Here is a 21,974-nt window from a genome sequence, read left to right as displayed (position 1 = left end):
CCGGTTGCGGCATCCGGATCATTTGATCCCCGTCGTCGCGAACCCGCGCAGCAGGAATCGCTGGCCGACGAGGAAGACGATGAACAGGGGCAGGAGCGAGGCGACCGACATCGCGAACATCGCCCCGAAGTTCGAGGCCTCCTGCGCGTCGATGAAGCCCTTGAGCGCCACCTGCGCAGGGAACATGCCCGGCTCACGCAGGTAGATGAGCGGCCCGAAGAAGTCGCCCCACGTCCAGATGAACGTGAAGATCGCGGTCGTCGCGAGCGCCGGGATCATCAGCGGCAGCGTGATCTGGCCGAACATGCGCAGGTGCCCGGCGCCGTCGATCTTGGCGGCCTCGAAGATCTCGGTCGGGAGCGCGCGGATGAACTGGACCATCAGGAAGATGAAGAACGCGTCCGTCGCGAGGAACTTCGGCACGATGAGCGGCAGGAACGTGTTGAGCCAGCCGAGCTGCTGGAAGATCACGAACTGCGGGATCAGCACCACCTGGAACGGCAGCATGATGCCGAGCAGCATGACCGCGAACCAGAGATTGCGGCCGCGGAACCGCAGTCGCGCGAACGCGTACGCCGCGAGCGAGCACGAGATCAGGTTGCCGATGATCGCCCCGACCGAGATCACCATCGAGTTGGCGAGGTACAGGCCGAACGGCGCCTGCAGGTCGTTCCACCCGCTGATGTAGTTCTCGAGCGTCAGGTCGGTCGTGAAGATGCTGAGGTCGCGGAAGATCTCGTCGTTCGGCTTGAGGCTGGACACGACGAGCCAGATCAGCGGATACAGCATCAGCAGCGAGACCCCGATGAGCAGGATGTGCTTCACCGCGGACTTGAGCGTCGCGCGACGGGGACGGCGTCGTCGGCCCTCGGCCGTGCCGGTCGTGATGAGTTCGGTCGCCAGTGCGGGCGCGGCTTCAGTCGTCATAGAACACCCAGAACTTCGAGAACCAGAAATTGAACGCCGTGAACACGCCGATCACGATCAGCAGGAACCACGCCATCGCGCTCGCGGTACCCATGTCGTAGTTGATCCAGCCCGTGCGGTAGAGGAACAGCGTGTAGAACATCGTCGAGTCGGCGGGTCCGCCCGTTCCGCCCGAGACCACGTACGCCTGCGTGAACGTCTGGAACGCGAAGATGATCTGCAGCACGAGGTTGAAGAAGATGATCGGGGTCAGCAGCGGGATCGTGATCGAGAAGAACCGCCGCAGGCGACCCGCGCCGTCCATCTCGGCGGCCTCGTAGTACATGTCGGGGATCTGCCGGAGCCCCGCGAGGAAGATCACCATGGGCGATCCGAAGGTCCAGATGTGGAGCACGATGATCGTCCACAGCGCGAAATCCGGATGCCCGATCCATCCCGGCAGGTCGGTGAACCCGAACCACCCGAGGAACCCGTTGAAGATGCCGTCCTTCGCGAAGACCTGACGCCAGAGGATCGCGACGGCCACCGAGCCGCCGAGGAGGCTCGGCAGGTAGAACGCGGAGCGGTAGAACGCGAGGCCCCGCATTCCGCGATCGAGCAGCAGCGCGAGGGCGAGCGCGAACGCGAGCTGCAGAGGCACCGAGACGAGCACGTACTCGACGGTCACGCGGAATGCGTTCCAGAACTTCGGATCCTGGAACATCTCGATGTAGTTCTCGAACCACACGAAGTCGGGTGGGTTGATGAACGGCGGATGCAGCACGTTGTAGTCGGTCAGCGACAGGTACAACGACGCGGCCATCGGGCCGATCCCGAGAAGCAGCAGTCCCGCGAACCAGGGCAGCAGGAACAGGTACCCCGCCTTGTTGTCGGGGTAGGCCTTCTTCGGGTCGGGCCTGGCTCCGCCTCGTCGGGCATTCAGCGCGATCGTGCGCAGCTCGCCCAGACTGCTCATGCGGACCTCCTCGTCTCATCTCGTGAAACCGCTATCTCGGATTTCACAGGACGACGATACCCTGTGAAAGGCAGATGTCGATGCACGATGTTCACGGAGGCATCGCTCGCCTGCCCCGGTCAGGGGCTCTCGCACCGCTCGAAGGGGGCTGCACGTGGTACGACGCACGGGTCTGACGACGATCGCGGACGTCGCCGCTCGCGCCGGCGTGTCGCCCGCGACCGTGTCGCGCGTCATGAACGACCGCTTCGCCGGCGAGCCGGCGGTCGCGGAGCGCGTCACGACCGCCGCGCGCGAGCTCGGCTACTCCCCCAGCCCCCTGGGCCGCGCGCTCGCGCTCGGCACGACCCACGCGATCGCGTTCGTCGTGCCCGACCTGGGGAACCCGATGTTCCAGGCCGTGCTCTCGGGCCTGAGCAAGACCGCCGCGCGCGACGGCTACCGAGTGCTGGTCGCCGACTCGGCGGAGTCCCCCAGCGACGAGCCGCTGCTCGCGGCCGAGATCCGGCGCCGCACCGACGCGATCGTGCTGTGCGCGCCGCGCATGGCCGGCGATCGCCTCGCGACGCTCGCCGCGAGCCTTCAGCCGCTCGTCGTGATCAACCGCCCCGACCTCGTGCTGTCGGCGCCGTCGCTCGCAATCGACTACGAATCCGGCGTGCAGCGCATCGCCCAGCACCTCTACGACCTCGGGCACCGGCACATCGTGTACGTCGCCGGCACCGAGAAGAGCGTCTCGAACCGCTTCCGCATCAAGGGCCTCGACGCCTTCGCCGATTCCCACCGCGGCGTGCGGATCGACCGCGTCGACGGCGGGGTCACGTCGGCCGACGGCATCGCCGCCGCCCCGCATGTGCTGCGCACGGGGGCGACCGCGGCGATCGCGATCAACGACCTCGTGGCGATCGGCCTCATGCACGCGCTGACCGAGCAGGGTGTGTCGATCCCCGGCGACATCTCGGTCACCGGCATGGACGACATCCCGTTCGCGCAGTTCTCGTCGCCGCCGCTGACGACGGCATCCGTCCCCCACGTCGAGCTGGGCGTCGAGGCCTGGCGGCGCATGGCGGCTCTCCTGCGGAACGAGGCGCCCGGCTACGACATGGTCTTCCAGCCGCGCGTCGAGGTACGCGGTTCGACCGCTCCTCCACACACCGCGTGAATTGTCGCGGGCGATGACAAATCCACTCCCGACCGATTGACATCACCCCGCCACGGTGCATACTGTTCCGTGATAGCGGTTTCACGAAATCGAGCCTGACGATCCGTGAATCCGTGCAACCGATCCGCAATCACAGCGGGGCGCCGACGCCGGTGGTCCGCACAACTCACGAGAAGAGTCGCAATGACGCGTTCAGCACGTTCCATCGCGGGGAAGGCGACGCTCGGCGCCGTCCTCGTCGGGGCGCTGGCCCTCACCGGATGCGCCGGTGGCACCGCCCCCGAAGAACCGGCCGGCGAGGCATGGGACCCCAACGCCGAAGAGATCGAGCTCGAGATCGCCTGGTGGGGAAACGAGGAGCGCCAGGCGCTCTTCCAGGAGGTGATCGACGCCTTCGAGGAGGAGTACCCCAAGATCTCGGTCACGGGCAACTCGTACGGCTCGCCCGATGATCTCTTCAACCGCCTCGCGACCGACTTCGGCGGCGGCGCGACCACCGCTCCCGACGTCTTCGCCCTCGGCGGCGCCAAGCCGCAGGAGTACGGCGCGAACGGCCTGCTGCTGCAGCTCGACGCGGGCGATCAGATCTCCGAGCTCGCGAACTCCGACCTGTACCCCGACTTCTCTGTCACGAACGCGATCGTCGACGAGAAGCTCTACGGCCTGCCCACGGGTGGCAACGCGACCGCCGCGTTCATCAACACCGAGATCTTCGAGCAGGCCGGCGTCGAGGTGCCCGGCGACGACTGGACGTGGGATGACCTCGTCGAGGCCGCGAACGCCATCGGCTCGGCGGGTCTGACGACCGACAGCGGCGCCCCCATCATGGGCATCGATCTGCGCGTGCAGGACATCATCGGCACGTACGCCGGTCAGGAGACCGAGTTCGGCATGTACGACTGGGACGGAAACGTCGCGGTCGACGCCGAGGTCATCGCCAGCTTCTACGAGATCGAGCAGGAGATGCTCGACGGCGGCGGCCTGCCCGACCCGTCTGTCATCTCGACGAACTGGAACCTCCCGAGCGACCAGCAGCCCTACGCGCTCGGCCAGGCGGGCATCACGTTCGGCTACTCGAACCTCGTGAACGGCCCCTACGGCCTTGACGGCGCCACGCAGGTGCTGCTGCCGCCGACGAACACCGACAAGACGGGCGTGGCCCTGCTGCCGTCGGCGTTCTGGTCGGTCAACGCCGCGACCGAGCACCCTGAGGCCTCCGCGCTGCTGATGGACTGGTTCCTGAGCCCGAACGCCGCCGACCTCATCAAGGACACGCGTGGCGTGCCGTTCCGTCAGGACACGGCCGACGCCGTGATCCCGCTGCTCGAGGGCAACGCCGCGGTCGCCGCGGAGTACGTCGCCAAGACGCTCGAGTCGGGCGAGGTCGCGCCGCCTCAGCCGAACGGCGGCGCCAACATGAACTCGTACACGCAGACCTACGAGGCCGAGGTGCTCTTCGGGCGCATGTCGGCTCAGGAGGCCGGCGAGAAGTGGGTGGAGGCCCTCACGGCCGACATCGAGGCCGCGCGCTGAGCGCGATCAGACCCCCGGTGGGCGCGGGCGGTTCCGTGATCGGGACCGCCCGCGCTCCCGTTCGAGAGCCGTTCGAGGAGAGAATGCACTGTGGCCCGGTTCGATGACGTCCTCTCGCGCCTGCGCTCGGCGGAACCGGCGTTCGGCGTCGCGTTCGTCGCGGAGGGCGGGCCGCTCGAGGTGCGCTGGCGTCAGGCGACGGCAGAGCTCGCGTCCTGCATCCGGCCCGTCGGCGACCCGGGCTCCGATCCGATCCTCATCGAGGGCGGTGCGTACGACGGCGCGTGGATCGAGAGCACGGGCACGATCAGCACCGACGTGCTCGGCCGCTTCGCCCCCGAGGTCGTGCGCGCGACCCACCTGCGGTTCGCTGCGGAGCAGCGTGAGGACGGGCTCATCCCCTACAAGGTGATCGACGAGGGTCCCGGCTTCAGTCAGATCCAGATCGTCACGCCGCTCGCCCGGAGCGTGTGGAACCACTACCTGCTCTCGGGCCGCGCCGACCGGGAGTACCTCGAGACGATGTACGCGGCCATGAGCCGCATGGACGCGTGGCTCGCGACGTACCGCGACACGCGTGGGACGGGTGGGGTCGAGGCGTTCTGCACGTTCGACACCGGGCACGACGCCTCGCCGCGGTTCTGGTTCGCGCCCGATCGCTGCTTCCGCGGCGAGGCGTCGCTGTGGGACCCCGACGCCCCGCTCGTGCCGTACGTGGCGCCGGACCTCACCGCGAACGTCGCGTGCCAGCGCGCGTACCTCGCGCTGATCGCGGAAGAGCTCGGGCACGATCCCTCGCCCTGGCGGGCGCGTGCCGAGTCCACGCTCGCCGCGCTGTGGGAGCAGTGCTGGCACGCCGACGACGAGATGTTCTACGACCGCGATCGCAACGGCGAGCTCGTGCGCGTGGCATCCGATGTCCTGTTGCGCGTCCTTGCGTGCGACGTGGGCGACGACGACTTCTTCGACCGGATGCTCCGCAAGCACCTGTTCGACACGCGACGCTTCCTGTCGCCGCACGGCTTCACGTCCCTCGCGATGGACGACCCTCGGTTCGACCACGACTTCACGCGGAACTCGTGGGGCGGTCCGGCGAACTTCCTCGCGCAGCTGCGGGCTCCCGCGGCATTCGAGCACCACCGTCGCGCGGGTGAGCTCGCGCTGGCGTCGCAGGGCGTGCTGGCGGCGCTGGCGGTCGCCGACCGCTTTCCGCAGACGCTCGACCCGTGGTCGGGCGAGGCCGGATACACCCAGGCATACTCGCCCGCGCTGCTGTGGTTCCTCGACGCAGTGGAGCGGTGGTTCGGGATTCTTCCGCTGCCCGACGGTGGTGTGCGCGTCGCGGCGCTCGCGCCCACGCGGCTGGACCACGGTGCCGCCGCGCGTGCGGTGGGGTACCGCCGGGTCGTCGGCGATTCGGTGTGGGAGCTCGCGGGCGATGACGAGGGGGCGTTGCTGTTCATCGACGGCGCGCAGGTGCTCGAACTCGCCCGCGGCGAGAGGGCGACGCTCACGGCCGCTGGTGAGGTCGTCGCGCGCGAGACGCTGAGGAGCGTCCCGCCGCGATTCTGAGGCACCCGATCCGGCCGCTCTCGCGGCACCGGCGCGCCACGGCGTCAAGCCCCGTCCTCTCCCCGAGCCAAGCGCCTACCGTGGCCTCATGGACGACGAACGCGAGCGACGCGCGGAAGACGAGCCGATCGATCAAGACGCCCCGAAGGGCGGCGACGAGACGACCGAGGAGCAGCTCGACGCCGACAACCCGGTCGAGGAGGACACGCTCAAGACCCTCGATCCGGACTCGCCACCCGCCTGACGCTCAGACGGGGCAGCCCCCAAGTGGCGCGGCCAGGCGGGCAGAGCCGGCTCACGCCTCGCGGGTGATCGTCACCTTCACGTGCAGGTGCGACTTGAACGGTCCCGCGTAAACGCCCCGCAGCGGCGGCACATCGTTGTAGTCGCGCCCGCGCCCGATGAGCACGTGCCGGTCGCCGATCTCGATGTTGTTCGTGGGATCGAAGCCCTGCCACTCACCCGCGAACCACTCGACCCACGCGTGCGACTCGCCGCTGACCGCGACCCCGACCTCGGCGTTCGGGCGCGGGTGCAGGTAGCCCGAGACGTACCGGGCCGGGATGCCGACCTCTCGCAGCGCGCCGATCGTGATGTGCGCGATGTCCTGACACACTCCCTTGCGGGCCTCCCACGCATCGCGCGCCGTGGAGTGCACGCCCGTGATGCCGTGCATGTACTCGACGGCGTCGCCGACGGCGACCGCGATCGCATGCGCGGCACGACCCGGGTGGTGGTGCTCGGCGGCGATCGAGCGCGCGAGCACGGCGACCTCCTCGTGCGGCTTCGTGCGATTCGTCTGCGTGAGCTGCTCGACGGTCTCCATCGAGCGCGACGACGCCTCGAAGAGGTCGTCCCACGTCAGCTCGACATGTTCGATGGGGCGCGGGCGGACCTCGACGAGCGAGCGCGCCGTGATCGTGAGCGACGAGTGCGCAGACAGCACGTCGAACGACGCGACGCGCGTGCCGAAATAGTCGACGTACTGGTTAACCGACGTCGACGGCTCGATCTCGAGCGCCGAGCTCAGCACGAACTGGCTGTCGGTCGAACCGGGCAGCATCCGCGCCTCGTTGTACGACGCGGAGACGTCGCCCTGGTAGCTGAAGCCGGTCTGGTGCTCGATGCGGAGGCGCTTCATGAGATCTCTCCGATCCAGCTCGGCTCGGCGTGCGTCGGGAAGAACCGCTGACGGATCGCCTCGGATGCCTCGCGCGTCACCTTCTGCACGCGCTGCATGTGCTGCGGCAGCTCGCTCAGGATCTCGCTGATCGGCCGGTACTCGAGGTCGTTGCGGATCTGCCCGAGCGCCCGCAGCACCGTGTTCGAGTGGCCCACGCGGTCGGCGCGCGGGTCGATCGCGCTCATGCACTCCTCGGCCCGCTGGATCGAGTAGATGATCGACCGCGGGAAGAGCCGGTCCAGCAGGAGGAACTCCGCCGCGTTGCGCGCGCTCGGCATGCCCCGATACGTGCGCAGATACGCCTCGTAAGCACCGCACGACCGCAGGATCGTCGTCCACGACGGCCCGGATGCCTCGGTCAGCGACCTCGTCGCCAGCATCCGCGCCGTCATATCCGCCCGCTCGATGCTGCGACCCAACGTGAAGAACTGCCACGCCTCGTCGCGACTCGTCGACGAGTCGACGACGCCCACGGCGAGCGCCGCGCGCTCGCGCACCCACCCGAAGAACTCGTGCACCTTGTCGGACTGGAGGCGGCGGGGCATCCGTGAGTTCGTCGTGTTGAGCGTCTCCCACAGCTCCGTCGACACGATCTCGCGAGCGCGGCGGGCGTTCTCGCGCGCGGCGGTGAGCGCGTACGCGATGCTCGACGGGTTCATGCGGTCGACGGCGAGGCGCTGCAGCACGTCGTCCCGGCGCACGTGGTCGACGTTCGCCGGAGGGGCGGAGCCCATGACGCTGAGGAGCGAGCGGCACGCGGTGTCTTCGTCGATCCACGGGTCCTCGAGCAGCAGCTGCAGGTGCACGTCGAGGATGCGCGCGGTGCCGTCGGAGCGCTCGATGTAGCGCCCGATCCAGAACAGGGACTCGGCGATGCGGCTCAGCATCGATCGCTCCCCTCAGCGCCCTCGCGACCCTGCCCAGATTGCGCGGATGACGATCGGATGCCGGCATCCGTGGTCATTCGTGCGATTTCGGCGGCGGTGGGGTCAGCGACAGCACGCACCTGCTGCTGCTGTTCCTGCTGCTCGAGGCGCGAGCGCGGGCGGTCGTGTGGCGAGTGCGCCGGCTCAGGCTGCCCGTCGTAGACGATCGCGATCGGCGTGGTCGGCGCGGCCTGGTCGGCGACGATCTCGGCCGGGCCGCTGTGCGGGCTGTGCCCGTACTCGCGACGCGCGGGGGCAGAGCCGCCGATGACCCACGTGTCCTTCGATCCGCCGCCCTGGCTCGAGTTGACGACGAGCTGGCCTTCGGGCAGCGCGACGCGGGTGAGCCCTCCGGGCAGCACCCACACCTCGTCGCCGTCGTTCACCGCGAAGGGCCGCAGGTCGGCGTGGCGCGGGCGCATGCCGTCCTCCACAAGCGTCGGGATCGTCGAGAGCATCACGACCGGCTGCGCGATCCAGCCGCGGGGGTCGTCGACGAGGCGCTCCTTGAGCTTCGCGAGCTCGGCGGGCGAGGCATCCGGTCCGACGACGAGCCCCTTGCCGCCCGAGCCGTCGACCGGCTTCACCACGAGCTCGTCGAGGCGGTCGAGCACCTCCTCGAGCGCTTCGGGCTCCTCGAGCCGCCATGTGTCGACGTTCTTGAGGATGGGCTCCTCGGCGAGGTAGTAGCGGATGAGATCGGGGACGTACGTGTAGACGAGCTTGTCGTCGGCGACGCCGTTGCCCACCGCGTTCGCGATCGTGACGTTGCCCAGGCGCGCGGCGAGCATGAGGCCCGGCGCCCCGAGCATCGAGTCGGCGCGGAACTGCAGCGGATCGAGGAAGTCGTCGTCGACCCGGCGGTAGATGACATCCACGCGCTTCGGACCGCGCGTCGTGCGCATGAAGACCTTGCCGCCGACGCACAGCAGGTCGCGCCCCTCGACGAGCTCCACACCCATCAGTCGCGCCAGCAGCGTGTGCTCGTAGTACGCGGAGTTGTAGACGCCCGGCGTCAGCACGACGACGTTCGGGTCCTCGATGCCCGCGGGTGCCGACGCACGCAGCGCCGCCAGCAGCCGGTTGGGGTACTCGCCGACCGGACGCACGCGCATCGACACGAACAGCTCGGGAAGCGTCTGGGCCATGACACGCCGGTTCGAGATGACGTAGCTCACGCCCGACGGCACGCGCACGTTGTCTTCGAGCACGCGCAGCTCGCCGTGCTCGTCGCGGATGAGGTCGATGCCGGCGACCTGGATGCGCACGCCGTTCGCGCTGCGGATGCCGGCCGCCTGACGGTAGAAGTACTGCGACGACGCGATGAGCCGTGCGGGGAGTACGCCGTCGCGCACGCAGTGCTGGTGGCCGTACGCGTCGTCGAGGAACGCCTCGAGCGCGCGGACGCGCTGCTGCACCCCGGCCTCGACACGGGACCACTCGTCGAACGTGATGATGCGCGGCACCGCGTCGAGCGGGAACGGCCGCTCCTCGCCCGCGAAGTCGAACGTCACGCCCTGCGCGAGGTACGAACTGGCGAGGGAATCGGTGCGCCCGCGCAGCTCTTCCTGCGTCATCTGGGCGAGCGTCTGGTAGAGCTCGCGGTACGCGTCGCGGGTCGGCGCGGGCGCGCCGGAATGGGCCGGCTCGCCGAACATCTCGTCGAACGGAGGCAGCCCGGCCGCCGTCTTGCGCGGCGCGAGAGTCGAGCCGTATCCGTCGAAGAGATCACCCACGCATAGAGCCTAATCCGAGCGTGTTGCGCGGTTGTTTCCCTTGACGGATGCCCGCGCACGCCTCCGCGCATCAGCCGACCAGGATCACGATGAGTGCGAAGGCGCCGGGCCGCCGACGACGACCACGTCGAACTCGTCCATTCCTGTGTTCCTTCCTTGTCGGGACGCTCCGAGGTTCGGCCACGCGGCTTCCCCGAACCTTCCCCGTGAGGCCGGTCCGCCCGGGGTGATCCAGGCTTAGGCTCTGTCTCGTGACGAGGGCTCCGCGTGGGCGGTGGCTGGCCGCTGCGGCGGCGGGTGCGGCATCCGCCGTGCTCGCGGCGGGTGTGGGCGAGCTCGCAGCGGCGCTCATCGCACCCGAGTCGAGCCCGTTCGCCGTGATCGGCGGCGCGCTCATCGACCTCGCCCCGCCGTGGGCGAAGGACGCGGCGATCAGCCTCTTCGGCACGGGCGACAAGGTCGCACTGCTCACCGGCATCGCGATCGTGCTGCTCATCGTCGCCGCCGCGGCGGGCGTGCTCGAGGCGCGCTTCCCGCCGTGGGGCCTCGTGGTCATCGGCGCCTGCGGCGTCGCGGGTGCTGTCGTGTCGATGACCCGCGCGGGCGCGGGTCCGATCTCGTGGGTGCCGTCGGCGGCGGCCGGCATCGTCGGCGTCGTCGCGCTCCGGCTGCTCGTAGGTCTGCTGGGCCGGGGCGCGGCGACGGCGACGGTGGCGGCGACCGTACCGGTCGCGGCGGCGGGCGCGGCAGGAGACGAGACGGATGCTCCGCCCGCACCCGCGCCCGCAGCATCCGCCACCGACTCCCGCGTCGAGCGCCGCAGGTTCTTCGCGTGGACCGGCGGCGTCGCGGCGGCGGGAGTGCTCGCGCTCGTCGCGGCGAACCTCGCCCGCACGGGAACGCGGGTCGTCACGACCGTGCGCGACGCGCTGCGGCTGCCCGCGCCCACCGGGGTGCCGGCCGAGATCCCGCCTGGCGCGGACCTCCGGATCCCGGGCCTCGCACCCGTCATCACGCCGAACGACCGGTTCTACCGCATCGACACGGCGCTCATCGTGCCGCAGGTGGATCCGGCCGACTGGAGCCTCCGCATCCGCGGAATGGTCGACCGAGAGCTGACGCTCACGTGGGGCGACCTTCTCGAGCTCCCGATGCACGAGAGCGCGACGACGCTCGCGTGCGTGTCGAACGAGGTCGGCGGCGAGCTCATCGGCAACGCCGTGTGGCTCGGATACCCGATCCGCGAGCTGCTGTCGCGCGCGGGCCCGCATGCCGACGCCGACATGGTGCTGTCGCGGTCGATCGACGGGTTCACGGCGTCCACGCCGCTCGAGGCGCTCACCGACGACCGCGACGCGATCCTCGCCATCGGCATGAACGGTGAGCCGCTGCCGGTCGAGCACGGATTCCCCGTGCGCATGGTGGTGCCGGGGCTGTACGGGTACGTGTCGGCGACGAAGTGGGTCGTCGAGCTCACCGTGACGCGCTTCGACCTCGAGCGGGCGTACTGGACCGATCGCGGGTGGTCGGAGCGCGGCCCCATCAAGCTGCAGTCCCGGATCGACGTGCCGCCTCGGGGCCAGGGTCTCAAGGCCGGCGACACCGTCATCGCGGGCGTCGCGTGGCAGCAGCACGTCGGCGTCGCGGGGGTCGAGGTGCAGATCGACGAGGGCCCGTGGGAGCAGGCGACCCTCGCGCCCGCGATCTCGGACGACACGTGGGTGCAGTGGAGTCTCCCCTGGACGGCCGACATCGGCGGGCACGTCATCCGCTGCCGAGCGATCAGCACGACGGGCGAAGTGCAGACGTCGGAGCACGCGCCGCCCGCGCCCGACGGCGCGACGGGATGGCACGAGCGGTTCGTCGAGGTCTTCGAGTAGCGCCCCCCCCCGGGCCACACCTCCTCGGGTTTGGGGCGGATTACCGACCTTGGGGCGGATTTCCCGCGCCCCAAGGTCGGTATCACGCCCCAAACGACACGAACGCTTTGTACGGAATGCGTCCACACGTACGTATTGCGGTTGACCTCTCCCCCTCCGCGAGGAATCCTGGAAGACGGCGCGCGACCCCCCGCGCGCCCCCCGGACGGCGACGGAGGCGAACATGGGTCAGACGATCACGGTGGCGGAGGCGGTCGGACGCACGATCGCGAAGCTCGGAGCGGCGCACATCTTCGGGGTCATCGGCAGCGGCAACTTCCACGTGACGAACGCGATGATCGACGCGGGCGTGCCCTTCACCGCGACGCGGCACGAGATGGGTGCCGCCACGATGGCCGACGCCTACACACGCACGTCGGGCCGCTTCGCCGTCGTGTCGCTGCACCAGGGGTGCGGCCTGACCAACGCGCTCACCGGCATCGCCGAGGCTGCGAAGTGCCACACCCCGATGCTCGTCGTGTCGGGCGACACCGCCGCGGGCGACATCACCTCGAACTTCCACATCGACCAGGACGCCGCCGTCGCGGCGGTCGGAGCGACGCCCGCACGCATCCACAGTGCGGCCACTGCCGTGGCGGATGCGGCATCCGCCGTGCGCACCGCACTGCTCGAGCGCGAGACGGTCGTGCTCTCGCTTCCCGTCGATGTCCAGGAGGAGCTCGTCGTGTTCGACGACGACGCGGTCCCGGCGGTGCCCGACGTGCTCCGGCCCGGCGCCTCGCCGGAGTCGCTCGCACGGCTCGTCGATCTGCTCGCGAACGCACAGCGCCCGGTCGTCGTCGGAGGACGCGGCGCGTGGGGCGCGAAGCGCGAGCTGCGGCGGCTGGCCGCGGCATCCGGCGCCCTCCTCGTCACGTCCGCCGCCGGACGCGGGCTCTTCGTCGACGACGAGTGGGCGCTCGACATCATGGGCGGCTTCGCGACCGAGGGCGCCGCCGACCTCATCTCGTCGGCAGACGTCATCGCGGTGTTCGGCGCGGCGCTCAACAAGTGGACGACGCGCGACGGCACGCTGCTGCGGTCGGCGACCGTCGTGCAGGTCGACGACCGGCCGTCCGCGATCGGGTTGCACCGACACGTCGACGTCGCGGTCCTCGGCGACTCCGCGGCGGTCGCGGATGCCGCGGCCGACGCGATCGAGGCGAAGGCGCCGGGCAAGATCGGCTGCCGCACGCCCGAGATCGCCGAGCGCGTGCGGTCCTCGAGGTACTGGAAGGATCAGCCCTTCGACTCCCGCTCCGACGGCGAGCGCATCGACGCGCAGGAGCTCACCAACGCCCTCGACGCGATCCTCCCGATCGAGCGGATCGTCGTGCCCGACGGTGGAAACGTCAACTGCTACCCGGGCGCGCATCTGCGCGTGCCGGACGAGCGCGGATACTGCATCCCGCTGTCGTTCCAGGCGATCGGCATGGGCCTGGCGGCCGGGATCGGTGCCGGCGTCGCGCAGCCCGACCGCATCCCGGTCGTCGGCACGGGCGACGGCGCGTTCATGATGTCGCTCGTCGAGCTCGACACCGCCGTGCGCCTGAGCCTCGGCATGGTCGTCATCGTCTACAACGACGATGCGTACGGCGCCGAGGTGAACCTCTTCGACCCGTACACCGACAAGCTCGACCTCGTGCGGTTCCCCGAGACCGACATCGCCGCCATTGCGGCCGGATACGGATGCCACGGCCTGACCGTGCGCGCGCTCGACGACCTCGACGGGGTGCCGGCCTGGCTCGACGGCCCGCGCGATCGTCCGCTCGTCATCGACGCGAAGATCGTGAAGGGCCGCTCGTGGCTCATGGCCCGCCGCCACGCCCAGCCCGCCGCGGAGGGCGAGCCCGTGCGCATCCGGCATTGAGGGCGTCGCGAGGCGGCGCGAGTCCTCACGTCAGAACCGGATCGTCTCGAGACGCACGAGGCGCGGAGGACCCGCCATCACGTCCTTGAGCTCGGGAACAGCGCCCTCGCCGGCGCGGAAGTCGCGGTACGCCTGCTCGGCCTCCCACGACGACCACTCCTCGTACAGCGTCCAGCTCGCCGGGTCGTCGCGGTCCACGAGCCAGTCGAGCCGCTCGCAGCCGTCGTACTCCCTCGACGTCCGGAGCATGTCGGCGAAGACGGCCCTGGCCTCCTCGAGCTTCTCCGGGACGATGTGGAACTCCACGATCGCGACGTGTGCCATGCGTTCAGCCTCTCTCTTCGGGGTGGGTGCGGGCGTCCTCACTCGCCACGACGACGTCGCCGCGCCTCTCGCCCCACAGGCCGAGGGCTCCGGCGACGACGCTCAGCGCGAAGCACGCGAGCATGACGACGGCCATGGGGGCGGCGGTGTGCGGACCGAGCACACCGCCCAGCGGCGAGACGAGGGAGCCGACGAGAAACTGCGTGCAGCCCATGAGGGCCGCACCGGATCCGGCGGCGAAGGCCGCCCGCGCGAGCGTGAGGGTCGTGGCGTTGGCCAGGATCGCGGAGCCCGCGGCGCACGCGGGCACGATCGTCGCGAGGAAGGTCGTGACCGTGAACGGCCCGACGATGGCGAACCAGACCATCGCGGCGGTCGACGCGATCGCGACGGCCTGACACACGACGAGCATGCGTCGCGGGCCGAAGCGCGCGGACAGCGGCGCGTTGAGGCTGCTGCCGACGAGCACCGCGCCCGCGTAGCACATGTAGAGGAACGAGAAGCCCCACTCGTCCGTGTCGAGGACGTCCTGGGCGATGAACGACGACGCGCTCACGTGGGTCGACAGCGCTCCGAACGCGATGGCCATCGAGAGCGCGTTGCCGGTGTAGCCGGGGTCGCGCAGCAGGCGGCCGTAGTTGCCGAGGAGCCGCCCGATCCGCACGGGCGTGCGGTCGCCGGGAGCGAGCGTCTCGGGCACGGCGAACACCGCCATGACGAGGTACGCGGCGCTGATGACGATGAGCCCGACGAACGTCGTGCGCCATCCGCCGAGCTGCATGAGCGCGCTGCCGAGCAGCGGTCCGACGAGCGGTCCCACCGCGAGCATCCCCATGAGCACGCTGTACGACGCGGCCGCCTGCCGCCCGCGGGCGGTGTCCGAGACGACGGCCCGCGCGACCACGACCGCGGCCGAGGACCCGAGCCCCTGCAGCACCCGCCCCGCGATGAGCAGCTCGATCGTGGGCGCGACGGCGACGAGCACGCTCGCACCGGTGAGCACGCTCAGCCCGAGCATGAGGACCGGGCGGCGACCGAGGCTGTCGGCGAGCGCCCCGACGATGAGCTGGCCTGCCGCGACGCCGAGGAGGAACCCCGTGAGGGCGAACTGCGCGCCCGCGATCGTCGTGCCGAGATCGGCCGCCATCTGGCTGAGACCGGGCAGGTAGATGTTCGACGTGATCGGGTTGACGGTCATGAGCAGGCCGAGCACGCTGAGCAGCCCCGTCGTCAGGACGGGGGTGGTGGCATCCGTTGCGGTGGTGCGACGCGCTCGTCGGCCCATCCCTCAAAGGTACGCATTGCGACCAATCAACCGCAATGCGTACACTAGGACGTATTACGGATGACACACCCCCGGTGACTCCGCGATGACGCACGAGAGAAGGACGACGATGCCCGACCTGCGCAGCAACCTCCCCCCGACTTCCGCACTCGGGATCGCGCGGCGCGCGCAATGGCGGTCGCTGGGGATCCCGGCATCCGATCTGTCCAAGCCCAAGGTCGCGATCGTCAACACGTCGTCCGAGCTCGCCGCGTGCTACGCGCACCTCGACGAGATCGCCGACGCGCTGAAGGACGAGCTGCGTCAGCTCGGCGTGCTGCCGTTCGAGATCCGCACGACCGCGCCGAGCGACTTCGTCACGAGCGCCGGCCGCGCGGGGCGCTACATCCTCCCGAGCCGCGACCTCATCGTCGACGACATCGAGGCGGCGGTAGAGGGCGCGAAGCTCGACGCGATGATCTGCCTCAGCTCGTGCGACAAGACCACGCCCGGGCACCTCATGGCGGCGGGGCGGCTCAACATCCCGACCGTCATCGTGCCGTGCGGCTACCAGCACTCGGGCCTCGCCGAGGGACGAGAGGCCGACGTCGAGGAGGTCTTCCTGCTCGCGGCGATGGCCGCGGTGACGGGTGAGCCGACCGACGATCTCGAGGAGCTCGCCGACGACGCGATCCTGGGCCCGGGCGTGTGCGCCGGACTCGCGACCGCCAACTCGATGCACATCGTCGCCGAGGCGCTCGGCATGGCGGTGCCCGGCGCCGCCCCCGTCCGCGCGAACAGCGAGCGCATGTGGGACTCGGCGCGCCGCTCGGCCGCAGCCCTCGTCGACCTCATCGAGCGCGACGTGCGTCCGCGCGACATCATCACCGACGGGTCGGTGCGCAACGCCGTCCGAGCGATGCTCGCGGTCGGCGGCTCGATCAACACCATCAAGCACCTGCAGGCGATCGCGGTCGAGACCGGGCTCGACATCGACGTGTGGGAGGAGTTCCGCGTCCTCGGCCGCGACACGCCCCTGCTCGCGTCAGTGCGCCCGAACGGCCCGTGGCTCACCGAGCAGTTCGAGGACGCCGGCGGCGGCGCGACGGTGCTGCGCGAGCTCCTGCCGCTGCTCGACGGCGATCAGGTCACGGTCGCGGGCGGGACGGTGGCCGAACGGGCGGATGCCGCGCGCCCCGCCGACAGCGAGATCATCCGTCCCCTCTCGAACCCGTTCGGCACCGACCCGGCGATCGCCGTCGTGCGCGGCACGCTCGCCCCGGGCGGCGCGGTCGCCAAGCGCCCCGTCCCCGATCCCGGACCGCGCCGGTTCACGGGACCCGCGCGCGTCTTCGCGAACCGCGAGGAGGCGATCGAGGGCATCTCGAACGGGCGCCTGCGCGAGGGCGACGTCGCGGTCATCCGCGGCATCGGCGTCTCTGGCGCACCGGGCATGGGCCTCACGAGCGCGTTCATCTTCGCGCTCCACGCACGCGGACTCGCGCAGTCCGTCGCGCTCGTGACCGACGGCCAGTTCTCCGGACTCGTGAACCAGGGCATGACGGTGGGCGAGGTCTCGCCGGAAGCGGCCGCCCCGGGAGCTCCGCTCGGCCTCGTGCAGGACGACGACATCATCGACATCGACCTCGAGACCGGCCGCCTCGACCTGCACGTCGACCCGGCCGAGCTCGCCGCACGCCCGCCCTACCTCGCACCCGCCGACCGCGACACGGGCGGCGGGATGCTCGACCAGTACGAGCAGCTCGTCCAGCCGCTGGGCTGCGGTGCGGTGCTGTGCCCCCGCACGGCCGGACCCTGCCAGAAGACCGCGGTGGGAGCATCCGCCGTCTCGACAACCTCGGAGAACGCATGACCACCTCGACCATCCACCTGCCCGCCGCCGAGGTCCCCGTCATCGGCGAGTACGACGTCGTGATCGTCGGGGGCGGTCCCGCGGGCCTGCTCGCCGCGACCGCGGCGTCGCGCGCCGGGCGGTCGACGCTGCTGATCGAGCGATACGGATTCCTCGGCGGAGCCGGCACGATGGGCGGCCTCAGCACGTTCTGCGGGCTGCACGCGAACGTCCACGGCGAGCACCGCCTGGTCGTGCACGGCTACGCCGACGAGCTGTACGACCGGCTGACGACGCTGGACGGCCTGAACAAGCCGCACCTGTCGGTCGAGGACCGCATCCAGGCCGTCGCGTTCGACATCTCCGCCTACAAGATCGCCGCCGACGAGCTCGTCGTCTCAGGCGGCGGCGAGATCCTGTTCCATGCGACCGCGGTCGACGTCGTCCTGAAGGACGAGTCCACGATCGACGCCGTCGTCATCGAGTCCAAGTCGGGGCGCGCGGCCATCCGCGGGCGCTTCTTCATCGACGGATCGGGCGACGCGGACATCGCCGCGTGGGCGGGCGTGCCGTACGAGCGCGCCGAGCACCTGCTCTACCCGTCGCTCATGTTCCGCATCAACGGCGTCGACTACGAGAAGGCCGGCCCGGCGTGGAAGACCATCCGCCGCATGATGGAGGAGGCGGAGGAAGCGGGCACCCACCACTTCCCGCGCAAGAAGCCCATCGTTCGCCCGCAGATCAACCCCCTCGAGTGGCGCTCGAACCTCACGCAGCTCAGCAACGAGGACGGCTCGGCGATCGACGGAACCGACGTTCACCAGCTCACGCGCGGCGAGCTGCAGGGCCGTCAGCAGGTGAAGGACACGTTCGCGTTCATCCGCGACAACACCCCGGGCTTCGAGGACTCGTACGTCGTCGACATCGCGCCGCAGATCGGCATCCGCGAGACGCGCCGCATCGTGGGCGAGTACCAGCTCACCGAGGACGACGTGCTCGACTGCGTCGACTTCGAGGACACGATCGGCGTCAACGGCTGGATGGTCGAGGCGCACGTCGCGGGCGATGTGGAGTTCCGCTTCCCGCGCGCGGAGGACTCGCGCGGGTTCAACCAGCTCCCCTACCGCATGCTCGTGCCGCAGAAGGTCGGCAACCTGCTCGTGGCGGGGCGCTGCGCCTCGATGACGCAGCTCGGCCAGTCGTCGGGCCGCGTGACGGGTCCGTGCTTCGTGATGGGCCACGCGGCGGGCACCGCCGCCGACCTGGCCCTCGCGGCGGGCGTCACGGCGCGCGATGTCGACGTGCCCGAGCTGCAGCGGCGCCTCGTGGCCGAGGGCGCGTACCTCGGCACGGACATCCCGGCGGATGTCCTCGCGGCGCGCTGAGCGCGGTCAGCGCACCGCGCGGAAGAGCTGCGGGTTCGCGTTGCGATAGGCGCGGCCGATCTCGCCGGCCGCTTCCGCGAGCACAGGCGCGACGACCTCGGTGAGGCTCTGCTCGTCCTCGCGCACCGTCGTGGACGACGCCGAGAGGCCGCCGACGGCGCGGCCGTCGATGAGGATGGGGACGGCCACGGCGACCTGCCCCGGATGCAGCTCCTCCAGCGACACGTCGAAGCCCTGCTCCTTCACCGTCTCGAGCCGAGCGCGCAGCTCCGCGACGTCGGTCACGGTGTGCGGCGTGAAGGACTCGAGCTCGATGCCGGCGAGCAGTGCGTCCAGCTCGTAGGGCGGAAGGTGCGCGAGCAGCACCTTGCCCACCGCCGTCGCGTGTGCGGGCAGCCGGTTGCCGATGCGGACGGAGTCCGGGAGCGGACGACGGTCCTCGACGCGCGCGACGTGGATGACGTCGAGTCCGTCGAGCACGCCGATGCTGCACGTCTCGCCCGTGCGCTCGACGACATCGGCCATGTACCCGTATGAGATCTCGGGCAGCGACGAGGCCGCAAAGTAGCCCGAGCCGAGCTCGAGGATGCGGGGCGTGAGGCTCCACAGCCCGCCGGCGGACTCCGCGTAGCCGAGGTGCGCGAACGTCAGGAGGATGCGCCGCACGACGGGGCGCGCGAGGCCGACGCGCTCGGCGATGTCGGCGATGGTCAGCGAGCCCTCGCGGTGGTTGAAGGCGCGCAGCACCTCCACCCCGCGTTCGATGCTCTGAATGCGGTCTCGCGATCTCTCGTCCGCCATGCCCACCCGTCTCCTCGCTGTACGCTCTGCGTCCGGCGGCACCATCCTATGGTCGGCCACGTCAGATCGCGGCGCGGCAGGGGCTTAGGCGACCGTCCGCACCGCCTCGGTGTCGCCGGTGTACGTCTTCGCCTTCTGGATCTGCTCGTACACGTGGTGACGCAGCTCGACGAACCGCGCGTCCGAGCGGGTCTCGAGCTGATCGCGGTGCTCCGGGAGATCGACTGTGAGATCTTCGAGGATCACGGTGGGCGACGACGAGAGGACGATGACCCGCTCGCCGAGGTACACGGACTCGTCGATGTCGTGCGTGACGAAGAGGATCGTCAGGCCGAGCGTGGCCCACACCGAGCGCACGAGGTCCTCGAGGTCGGCGCGAGTCTGCGCGTCGACGGCCGCGAAGGGCTCGTCCATCAGCAGCACCTCGGGCTGGTAGGCGATCGCACGTGCGATCGCCACGCGCTGCTGCATGCCGCCCGAGAGCTGCCACGGGTACGACGTGGGAACGTGCGCGAGGCCGACCGCCTCGAGCGCCTCCGCGACGCGCCGCTTGCGCTCCTCCCTGGGCACGCGCGCGACCTTGAGCGGCATCTCGACGTTGTCCGCCACACGCAGCCACGGGTACAGCGACCGCCCGTACTCCTGGAACACGAGCGCCATGTTGCGCGGCGGTCCGTCGACGACCTTCCCGTCGAGGACCACCTCGCCGCTCGTGGGCGCGAGCAGGCCCGAGATGCACTTGAGCAGCGTCGTCTTGCCCGAGCCGGACGGCCCGACCAGGCACGCGAACTCGCCCTTGCGCAGGTCGAAGGTCAGGTTCCGCACGGCCTCCACGCCGCCGGTCGGGGTCGAGTAGATCTTCTGAACCCCGCGAACCGACAGCAGGACCTCATTCGTCGTTGCCTCAGCGCTCACTGGTCTCCACCTCTCGTTGTCCGAAGTACCAGGCCAGCACGCGGCGTTCGATCACGCGGAAGATCCACGCGAGCACGATGCCGATGAGGCCGATGATGACGATGCCCGCCCACATCGGGCCGATCTGGAAGATCTGCTTGAAGAGCATGATCTGGTAGCCGAGCCCGTCGATCGCCGCGTACATCTCCGACACGACCATGAGGATGATCGCGATCGGGAGGGCGAGACGGATGCCGGTCATGATCCGCGGCAGGGACGCCGGCAGGACGAAGCGGCGGAGCTTTTCCCGCCCGGTGACACCGTAGGTCCGCGTCGTGTCGGCGAGCACCTGGTCGACCCCGCGCACGCCGTCGATCGTGTTGAGGAGGATCGGCCAGAGGCATCCGAGGAAGATCAGGAAGATCTTGGAGCGGTCGTCGATCCCGATGACCAGCAGCAGCACCGGCAGCAGCACGGGCGGCGGCACCGCGCGGATGAACTCGAAGAGCGGACCGGTGAGCTTGCGCGCCACGCGGCTCGAGCCCACGAGCACGCCGAGCACGACGCCCACGACGATCGCGCTGATGAGCCCGACACCGAGACGATAGAGCGAGGGCAGCACCTGTTGCACGATCAGTGGACCGAACCACGATCCGAAGAAGTCGCTGACGATCTGGCCGGGCCTGGGGACGAAGGGGTTCGTCTCGTTGAGCGTCGCGACCCACCACACCGCGACGATGAGGATGGGGAGGGCGAGCGCGTACACGAGGCGCATGCCGATGCTTCGCGTCGTCATGAGATGACCTCCGCTCGCACGGACGGGTGCCACCCCAGCACCGCCTCCTCGAGACGACGCAGGGCGAGGTTGATCACGAGGCCCAGCACGCCCGCGAGGAGCGCGAGGGCGTACACGACCGGCGCATTGCCCGCGGACTGGTACTGCGCGATCATCTGCCCGATGCCGGGGGCCTGGACGACGATCTCGATCGTGACGGCGACGACGAGCGCGATCGTGCCTGAGAGCCGCACGCCCGTCATGAGGTAGGGAAGGACGGTGGGCCACACGACGTAGCGGGCCCGCGCGAGGTATCCGAGGCCGTAGCTGCGGGCCGTCGAGTCCGCGACCGGGTCGACGTCCGCTACGCCGTAGATGACGTGGATGAGGATCACCCAGAAGCACGCCCACACGACGATGGCGATCGTGGCGGCCGGACGGACGCCGAAGATGACGACGGCGATCGGGATGAGGCCGACCGACGGGATGGGCCGGAGGAACTCGATCGTGGAGTGCGTGAAGTCGCGCACCCAGCGGTTCGATCCGATGATGACGCCGCACACGACACCGGCGACGAGCGCGATCACCAGGCCCACGCTCCAGCCGAACATCGTGTTGCCCAGCGCCGCCCAGAACTGCGCGCGGTACTGCTCGCCTCCGACCACCTCGAAGACCGTCGCGAACACCTCCGTGAACGGCGGCAGGTACGTGGGGTTGACGAGAGCCAGGCGCGACGCGAGCTCCCACACGAGGATGAACCCGACGATCCCCAGGGCGCCGAGAATCGGAGTCGAGAGCCGCGTCTGGCTGAACGGCGTGCGGGTCTGCGGGCGGGTCGTGGCATCCGCGGGCGCCGTGATCGTCGCCATGCTGATCCTCCGCTTGCTGAGATGTGG

General features: G+C 70.1%; 19 protein-coding genes. 8 read left to right on the top strand and 11 right to left on the bottom strand.

Translation table 11 applies throughout. The features are described 5' to 3' along the window. Positions 1–18: 18 nt before the first annotated feature. Complete coding sequence (locus BJ991_RS04575) at positions 19–927, bottom strand: carbohydrate ABC transporter permease (protein WP_179487876.1); 909 nt, start codon at positions 925–927, stop codon at positions 19–21. Then, positions 917–1,882, bottom strand: a complete 966-nt coding sequence (locus BJ991_RS04570; RefSeq protein WP_179487874.1) for a carbohydrate ABC transporter permease — start codon at positions 1,880–1,882, stop codon at positions 917–919. Before BJ991_RS04570 ends, BJ991_RS04575 begins: the two co-directional genes overlap by 11 nt. 154 nt (positions 1,883–2,036) lie before the next feature. Between BJ991_RS04570 and BJ991_RS04565 the strand changes: the two genes are divergently transcribed. The 4 genes from BJ991_RS04565 (at position 2,037) to BJ991_RS04550 (ending at position 6,393) form a co-directional block, all read left to right on the top strand. Beyond that, on the top strand, positions 2,037–3,044 hold the full coding sequence (locus tag BJ991_RS04565; protein WP_179487872.1) for a substrate-binding domain-containing protein: 1,008 nt from the start codon (positions 2,037–2,039) through the stop codon (positions 3,042–3,044). Between the two features lie 183 nt (positions 3,045–3,227). After that, the gene (locus tag BJ991_RS04560) at positions 3,228–4,577 is read left to right on the top strand and encodes an ABC transporter substrate-binding protein (RefSeq protein WP_179487870.1); all 1,350 of its coding nucleotides are present in this window, start codon (positions 3,228–3,230) and stop codon (positions 4,575–4,577) included. A 90-nt stretch (positions 4,578–4,667) separates the two neighbouring features. Further along, a complete protein-coding gene (locus tag BJ991_RS04555) occupies positions 4,668–6,149 on the top strand; it encodes an MGH1-like glycoside hydrolase domain-containing protein (protein WP_179487868.1) in 1,482 nt (493 codons plus the stop codon). 88 nt (positions 6,150–6,237) lie between these two features. Beyond that, positions 6,238–6,393, top strand: coding sequence for a hypothetical protein (locus BJ991_RS04550; RefSeq protein ID WP_179487866.1), 156 nt, complete (start codon positions 6,238–6,240; stop codon positions 6,391–6,393). 51 nt (positions 6,394–6,444) lie between these two features. Here BJ991_RS04550 and BJ991_RS04545 read toward each other — a convergent pair whose 3' ends face one another. Genes BJ991_RS04545 through BJ991_RS04535 form a run of 3 tightly spaced genes read right to left on the bottom strand, consistent with a single transcriptional unit; the run spans position 6,445 to position 9,994 of the window. Further along, entirely contained in the window at positions 6,445–7,290 is an 846-nt protein-coding gene (locus tag BJ991_RS04545; RefSeq protein ID WP_179487864.1) for a transglutaminase family protein, read from the bottom strand. Beyond that, positions 7,287–8,219, bottom strand: a complete 933-nt coding sequence (locus BJ991_RS04540) for an alpha-E domain-containing protein (RefSeq protein WP_179487862.1) — start codon at positions 8,217–8,219, stop codon at positions 7,287–7,289. Before BJ991_RS04540 ends, BJ991_RS04545 begins: the two co-directional genes overlap by 4 nt. Continuing rightward, the gene (locus BJ991_RS04535; protein ID WP_179487860.1) at positions 8,213–9,994 is read right to left on the bottom strand and encodes a circularly permuted type 2 ATP-grasp protein; all 1,782 of its coding nucleotides are present in this window, start codon (positions 9,992–9,994) and stop codon (positions 8,213–8,215) included. The genes BJ991_RS04540 and BJ991_RS04535 overlap by 7 nt, the downstream gene beginning before the upstream one ends. Positions 9,995–10,245: 251 nt before the next feature. On the opposite strand from BJ991_RS04535, the gene BJ991_RS04530 reads away from it, so the two are divergent. Further along, positions 10,246–11,874: a molybdopterin-dependent oxidoreductase gene (locus tag BJ991_RS04530; RefSeq protein WP_179487858.1), complete on the top strand. Its 1,629-nt coding sequence runs from the start codon at positions 10,246–10,248 to the stop codon at positions 11,872–11,874. A 223-nt stretch (positions 11,875–12,097) separates the two neighbouring features. Next, positions 12,098–13,783 (top strand): thiamine pyrophosphate-binding protein, encoded by a 1,686-nt coding sequence (locus BJ991_RS04525; protein ID WP_218852863.1) that lies wholly within the window; start codon positions 12,098–12,100, stop codon positions 13,781–13,783. A 30-nt stretch (positions 13,784–13,813) separates the two neighbouring features. On the opposite strand, the gene BJ991_RS04520 is transcribed toward BJ991_RS04525, so the two are convergent. Continuing rightward, positions 13,814–14,107, bottom strand: coding sequence for a putative quinol monooxygenase (locus BJ991_RS04520; RefSeq protein ID WP_179487856.1), 294 nt, complete (start codon positions 14,105–14,107; stop codon positions 13,814–13,816). 4 nt (positions 14,108–14,111) lie between these two features. Then, on the bottom strand, positions 14,112–15,392 hold the full coding sequence (locus BJ991_RS04515; protein ID WP_179487854.1) for a multidrug effflux MFS transporter: 1,281 nt from the start codon (positions 15,390–15,392) through the stop codon (positions 14,112–14,114). Positions 15,393–15,501: 109 nt separating this feature from the next. Here BJ991_RS04515 and BJ991_RS04510 point away from each other — a divergent pair, with 109 nt between their 5' ends. Both BJ991_RS04510 and BJ991_RS04505 read left to right on the top strand, forming a co-directional pair. Next, positions 15,502–17,244: a dihydroxy-acid dehydratase gene (locus BJ991_RS04510; protein WP_218852862.1), complete on the top strand. Its 1,743-nt coding sequence runs from the start codon at positions 15,502–15,504 to the stop codon at positions 17,242–17,244. Next, positions 17,241–18,608, top strand: coding sequence for an FAD-dependent oxidoreductase (locus BJ991_RS04505; protein ID WP_179487850.1), 1,368 nt, complete (start codon positions 17,241–17,243; stop codon positions 18,606–18,608). Before BJ991_RS04510 ends, BJ991_RS04505 begins: the two co-directional genes overlap by 4 nt. A gap of 6 nt (positions 18,609–18,614) precedes the next feature. Here BJ991_RS04505 and BJ991_RS04500 read toward each other — a convergent pair whose 3' ends face one another. The 4 genes from BJ991_RS04500 to BJ991_RS04485 all read right to left on the bottom strand — a co-directional run bounded on the left by BJ991_RS04500 (position 18,615) and on the right by BJ991_RS04485 (position 21,947). Beyond that, positions 18,615–19,409, bottom strand: coding sequence for an IclR family transcriptional regulator domain-containing protein (locus tag BJ991_RS04500; RefSeq protein ID WP_179487848.1), 795 nt, complete (start codon positions 19,407–19,409; stop codon positions 18,615–18,617). A gap of 84 nt (positions 19,410–19,493) precedes the next feature. Then, a complete protein-coding gene (locus BJ991_RS04495) occupies positions 19,494–20,324 on the bottom strand; it encodes an ABC transporter ATP-binding protein (protein ID WP_343048648.1) in 831 nt (276 codons plus the stop codon). After that, positions 20,314–21,099 carry an ABC transporter permease gene (locus BJ991_RS04490; RefSeq protein WP_246301023.1) on the bottom strand — a complete coding sequence of 262 codons (786 nt, stop codon included), beginning with the start codon at positions 21,097–21,099 and terminating at the stop codon, positions 20,314–20,316. The genes BJ991_RS04495 and BJ991_RS04490 overlap by 11 nt, the downstream gene beginning before the upstream one ends. Then, positions 21,096–21,947, bottom strand: coding sequence for an ABC transporter permease (locus BJ991_RS04485; RefSeq protein WP_179487846.1), 852 nt, complete (start codon positions 21,945–21,947; stop codon positions 21,096–21,098). Before BJ991_RS04485 ends, BJ991_RS04490 begins: the two co-directional genes overlap by 4 nt. Positions 21,948–21,974: the final 27 nt, after the last annotated feature.

The organism is Microbacterium immunditiarum (assembly GCF_013409785.1).
GTDB lineage: Bacteria > Actinomycetota > Actinomycetes > Actinomycetales > Microbacteriaceae > Microbacterium > Microbacterium immunditiarum.
This window is presented reverse-complemented; position numbering and strand designations above follow the sequence as displayed.

Excerpts from the sequence above, each read along its gene's own strand:
- BJ991_RS04575 (WP_179487876.1), bottom strand. The coding sequence starts at position 927 with ATGACGACTGAAGCCGCGCCCGCACTGGCGACCGAACTCATCACGACC.
- BJ991_RS04570 (WP_179487874.1), bottom strand. The coding sequence starts at position 1,882 with ATGAGCAGTCTGGGCGAGCTGCGCACGATCGCGCTGAATGCCCGACGA.
- BJ991_RS04560 (WP_179487870.1), top strand. The coding sequence starts at position 3,228 with ATGACGCGTTCAGCACGTTCCATCGCGGGGAAGGCGACGCTCGGCGCC.
- BJ991_RS04550 (WP_179487866.1), top strand. The coding sequence starts at position 6,238 with ATGGACGACGAACGCGAGCGACGCGCGGAAGACGAGCCGATCGATCAA.
- BJ991_RS04545 (WP_179487864.1), bottom strand. The coding sequence starts at position 7,290 with ATGAAGCGCCTCCGCATCGAGCACCAGACCGGCTTCAGCTACCAGGGC.
- BJ991_RS04540 (WP_179487862.1), bottom strand. The coding sequence starts at position 8,219 with ATGCTGAGCCGCATCGCCGAGTCCCTGTTCTGGATCGGGCGCTACATC.
- BJ991_RS04525 (WP_218852863.1), top strand. The coding sequence starts at position 12,098 with ATGGGTCAGACGATCACGGTGGCGGAGGCGGTCGGACGCACGATCGCG.
- BJ991_RS04520 (WP_179487856.1), bottom strand. The coding sequence starts at position 14,107 with ATGGCACACGTCGCGATCGTGGAGTTCCACATCGTCCCGGAGAAGCTC.
- BJ991_RS04515 (WP_179487854.1), bottom strand. The coding sequence starts at position 15,392 with ATGGGCCGACGAGCGCGTCGCACCACCGCAACGGATGCCACCACCCCC.
- BJ991_RS04510 (WP_218852862.1), top strand. The coding sequence starts at position 15,502 with ATGCCCGACCTGCGCAGCAACCTCCCCCCGACTTCCGCACTCGGGATC.
- BJ991_RS04505 (WP_179487850.1), top strand. The coding sequence starts at position 17,241 with ATGACCACCTCGACCATCCACCTGCCCGCCGCCGAGGTCCCCGTCATC.
- BJ991_RS04500 (WP_179487848.1), bottom strand. The coding sequence starts at position 19,409 with ATGGCGGACGAGAGATCGCGAGACCGCATTCAGAGCATCGAACGCGGG.
- BJ991_RS04490 (WP_246301023.1), bottom strand. The coding sequence starts at position 21,099 with ATGACGACGCGAAGCATCGGCATGCGCCTCGTGTACGCGCTCGCCCTC.
- BJ991_RS04485 (WP_179487846.1), bottom strand. The coding sequence starts at position 21,947 with ATGGCGACGATCACGGCGCCCGCGGATGCCACGACCCGCCCGCAGACC.